This window comes from Synechococcus sp. R6-10 (assembly GCF_047461815.1).
Classification (GTDB): domain Bacteria; phylum Cyanobacteriota; class Cyanobacteriia; order Thermostichales; family Thermostichaceae; genus Thermostichus.
Genome location: NZ_JANSHW010000194.1, coordinates 1 through 4,054, shown reverse-complemented (window position 1 = coordinate 4,054; position 4,054 = coordinate 1). Strand labels below are relative to the sequence as shown.

Genomic DNA, 4,054 nt, shown 5'->3' with positions numbered 1-4,054 from the left:
TTGGGGGGATCTGACGGCAGGATTTTTCTTGGGAGGTATGGGTGGCGTGTTCGCTGCCTATTTCCTGCTGGAGAACTTTGCCGGGATCGACGCCATCTTTCGAGGGCTGGTGAATTAGTTGTCAAGTTTGTCAAGTCACTTGAGAGGAGCAAAATCATGACCGGTTCTTACGCTGCTGCTTATCTTCCTTGGATTTTTATCCCCATTGTTGGTTGGCTGCTTCCTGCAGTGGGCATGGCAGTGCTTTTTTTGTACATTGAGCGGGACTAGTCCCGGAGTGCTTTGATACTCACTAGTGCTGATTAATTTCAATTATTTCAGGCTAGAGATCAACCCCAGATATTGAGGCAGGGATCCCTTTTTTAGGGATCCCTCTCTTTTGGTCAGGATGATTTCCATCCGCGCTACCAGAGTCCCGAAAGGCGAAGGCTGTCCCCTCACCTCTTTTTTTTAGGAAGGGAGCATTTCCAAAGGACTTTAGATTGGAGCAGGATCCGGCGAGCTGATCCCAAGCCAACAAGGGGAAGGGCAGCTTCCGCAACACCCTTGCAACTTCAACGAGAAGGAGGAGTCGATGGCCAGCCTTAACTTTCCAACCCTGCGTATTGGGGATCCCATTCAAGAGGGCAGTTTCCAGGTTTTCCCTCTCTTTTCTCAGGGGGAGCAGGAAGTTGCCTATCGCCTTCCAGAACTGCAAACCCAGGAAGCAACCATCACCGAGGTGAGCGAGGCCGGAGCAGTACCTCACCTGGTTGTGGAAAACCACAGTGAGTTCCTATTGCTGCTGGGAGTACCGAGCAGAGTCCCAGCGGGGCGACCAAGGCTCAGCTCTGTTCTATGATGGGAAGGTGGTTTATCTTTCAGCAGTCTCTCGGCAGTAGTGCCAGGCTTCTCACCTAAGCTGGTTCCCCCTTTGGGGGATCCCTAGAAATTGGAAAAAGAAAGAAATTGGAAAGAAAAAACATCCTGAGTTAGCTCGGTCACCGCCTGTTTGGCTTCCTGGCGGCCTCGGCAATACCGCTCTAACCGCTCGCTAACGGAGATGGGATCCCCGACGGTCACGTGAACCCCCCGCCAGCCTAGGCGAGGGCGGGCTGGGTAGGATTCCCCTCGAAGGCGGGCCAGCACATCAAATAGAATGAGGGCAGTTTCTGCCAGCCGCTCAAAAGAGGGTTTGCTCAGCAAATACTCTTCCTGGACGGCTACACAGCTTTCCACCAAGCGCATGTGCTGCAGGTAGAGCGTTGCCTGGTGGGCTTTCCAGTCGAGCAACCCCCGCTGCAGGGGAGACAGGGATCCAGGATGCCGCAATTCTTCTCGGTAAATCTGGATCCAGGCGACTTCTTCAATGCGGCGGCAGCGGCTGTTCCAATCCCCCTGGGGAGATAGGCCAAAGTAGGTCTCTGCGGTTTCCAGGGCTCTGTGGAGCAGCCGCTCCAGGCGAGCGTTAAAGTGGCCAGGGGCTAGCCTCTGCTCTATCCGTGGTTCTTCTTCATCTCTCCCAGAGATGAAGGGAGGTAGGTCGTAGAAAGCTTCCAGTTGTCCCAGGAGATGCTGGGCTAGGCGGCAGATCCGCTGGGTGTAGCGAAGGTTGGGGCTCCTGGAGGATCTTGGCTCTGGCTTCGGAGGCGTCAACCCACTCAGGTGCTCAAGGCGCGCCAGCAGGCGCTCCAGCTTCGTCCAGGAGGGATCCGTGTAGTAGTACCGAATGCCAATGGGCAGCAAAATGACGGTCTCTGAGCGACCAGCTTTGGCCAGGTCCTCGGCGCACCAAAAGCACAGCTGAGCCATTCCCGGTTCCAGGGGATTGATCCGTTCGCTGTGGCCGTTGGTGGCTCCTTCTGGGGCGATTGCAAAGGGAAATTGCCCATCCAGGAGCAGTTGCCGGGCCGCCTTTAGCGCCACCCGATCCACCCTCCGACCGCGGCGTATAGGGATTCCGCCCAGGCGAGACAACAGCCACCCCAGCCATTCCCCTCCCCAGAGGGGCATGCCCCGGTCGTAGAGAAAATGGGCGTGAAGGGGTTCTCGAAGGCGGATCCCTTGTCGACGGGCGGCTTCGGGCACCAGGCGAGATAGAACGTACAGGCCCACCAGCGGGTCATCCACCTCCACATGTCGGAAAGCCAGGACTAGGCGAATTTGACCCTCCTGGAACTGGTGGTAGAGCCGCGCCAAGATCTCCGCCCCTGTGGCCTCGATTTTGGCAATGCCGGAAGGAAGCCAGCGCCGCACCCTCACCCGCAAGAGCAGGGGCAGGATCCCGTGGACGAGCCGTAGCACCCAGGCGCTATAGGCGGGCGGAATAAAGTCGAGGGGAGGACGGGCAAAATGGGGCGGTGGTGACAAGAGCAAGATTTGTTCCCAAGGTAGCTCAAGAGAAGAAGTGTAGTTAAACGCAAATCAGATTCATATCCCATCGCTCAGATTATTCATCAAGTCGCTACAGAGATCACTGGATATGCAGCCATTCTCAATCAATAATCAATATCAACAATATCAATGATTGAGATCCTTCCCCTGAGACCCCACGCCGTCGGCGCAACCGCTCTCTACTCTCCTCAAGCCCCCGACCCCTCTCTCACAAGGGGAGATGAGAGTTGGGAATCGTGGCCATGTCGTGCCCTTTACATTGCTTTCTTTGTCTTCCGTTGCAGTGAAGACGCTCTCTTCTCTCTACTTTCGTCTCTTAACTCAAGGTGGCTACAGGCTGGGCCTCTGCCAAGAGCGCCTGAGTTTGCAGGTCGGTGATGGTGACCAACAAGCGCCGCGAGCTATCAATGGCAAATTCGACGCGAAGGCGATCCTCTCCCACGCGGCCAGGGGGCTGCAAACGGGCCAGACAAACCGGTAAGGACTCCGTCTCGCTGAGGCGAATGGGCAGGGATCCAAGAGGAGCTAGGGATCGGAAATCGGTTTGCCGGGTGAGTTGACGGCTGCTCATGCGCCCCAGCTCGTCGTAAACCACCTCCGATTGGGCCACCTGGGCCACTTCGCCCACCTCTAGGCGAATCTCCGTTTGTCCGTCGTTGGCCACTTGCAGGATCAAGGGCTCAGCCCGTCGGCAGGGATAGGGGCTGCCCTGTTCGAAGAGGGGGTAGTAGATGTAGCTTTTCTGCAAGGGATCCCAGAGGCGGAGGGCATAGCTGTGGTGCAGGCGATCCTCCAGCTTCACCTGGCGGCCCACCTGCAGGGCGCCCAGGGCCACAGCATCGAAGGGGCGTTCGCAGCGCACTTTCTTTTTGCCGAAGTAGGAGCGCAGCAGCTCTTGAACTGCTGGCAGTTGGGAGCTGCCTCCTACCAAGAGCACCTGCTCAATTTGGTTCTTGCCCAATCCCCTCGCCTGGGCGGTGAGAAGAACGTCGTCTAGGCACTGGCGGATTTGATCCAAAAGCTGACGAGCTTCCAGGATCTCTTCCAGCTCCTGCCGGCTTAACTTCAACTCATGGGCAGTGAGGGCTTCGTCGTCAAACCAACTGCCCACCGCTTCCATCTGAGTGGAAAGGGCGATCTTGAGCTGTTCCGCCTGCTCCAGGAGGTTGAGCCAGCCCAGAGCTCCAATTTGCTGTCGGCTTAGCCCCAGTTGCTGCAGTAGGTAGTCGGCAATCCAAATGTCGATGTCCACCCCGCCCACATAGGCATCGGCCTTGGCGATCACCTCCGCTTTGAGGACAGGGCTACCCGCTTGGGGAGCGAGGGTGCGCACCAAGCTGAGATCCAAGGTACCGCCGCCGAAATCCACCACCAGCACTAGGGATCCCGGCTGGCCAACCGCATAGCCCAGGGCTGCTGCCGTGGCTTCATCGACAATTTGAACGGGATCCCAGCCACAGGCACTGGCCACTCCCCGCAGCCAATTGAGGTAGCGCTCAAAAGAGCCGACAGGGGCGGTGAACACCAGCTGTTGCGGCTGCAGGTGTTCTTTCGGGACAGCTTCTATCACCGTCTGCAAAAAAGCTTGGGCCACCCTCTCGGCGTCGTAGCGCTCTCCATCTAGAACTCGCGGCGGAGGGACAAACTCCGCCACCAAGTCCCGCTTAAACCCCTGAAACAG

At 57.4% G+C, this 4,054-nt stretch carries 5 protein-coding genes; 3 read left to right on the top strand and 2 right to left on the bottom strand.

Annotation, left to right across the window (positions count from 1 at the left end; all coding sequences use genetic code 11):
* The 3 genes from NW837_RS06185 to NW837_RS06175 all read left to right on the top strand — a co-directional run.
* The coding region (locus NW837_RS06185; protein ID WP_414329881.1) for a photosystem I reaction center subunit XI at positions 1-118 on the top strand (118 nt) is incomplete at its 5' end.
* Between the two features lie 38 nt (positions 119-156).
* A complete protein-coding gene (locus tag NW837_RS06180; protein WP_011433114.1) occupies positions 157-270 on the top strand; it encodes a photosystem I reaction center subunit VIII in 114 nt (37 codons plus the stop codon).
* A gap of 304 nt (positions 271-574) precedes the next feature.
* Positions 575-841 carry an ARPP-1 family domain-containing protein gene (locus tag NW837_RS06175; protein WP_414329880.1) on the top strand — a complete coding sequence of 89 codons (267 nt, stop codon included), beginning with the start codon at positions 575-577 and terminating at the stop codon, positions 839-841.
* An 83-nt stretch (positions 842-924) separates the two neighbouring features.
* Here the strand turns inward: NW837_RS06175 and NW837_RS06170 are convergent, their stop codons facing one another.
* Both NW837_RS06170 and NW837_RS06165 read right to left on the bottom strand, forming a co-directional pair.
* Positions 925-2,349 (bottom strand): 1-acyl-sn-glycerol-3-phosphate acyltransferase, encoded by a 1,425-nt coding sequence (locus NW837_RS06170; protein WP_414329878.1) that lies wholly within the window; start codon positions 2,347-2,349, stop codon positions 925-927.
* Positions 2,350-2,689: 340 nt separating this feature from the next.
* On the bottom strand, positions 2,690-4,054 hold a 1,365-nt coding region (locus NW837_RS06165), incomplete at its 5' end, for an Hsp70 family protein (RefSeq protein WP_414329877.1).

Excerpts from the sequence above, each read along its gene's own strand:
- NW837_RS06175 (WP_414329880.1), top strand. The coding sequence starts at position 575 with ATGGCCAGCCTTAACTTTCCAACCCTGCGTATTGGGGATCCCATTCAA.
- NW837_RS06180 (WP_011433114.1), top strand. The coding sequence starts at position 157 with ATGACCGGTTCTTACGCTGCTGCTTATCTTCCTTGGATTTTTATCCCC.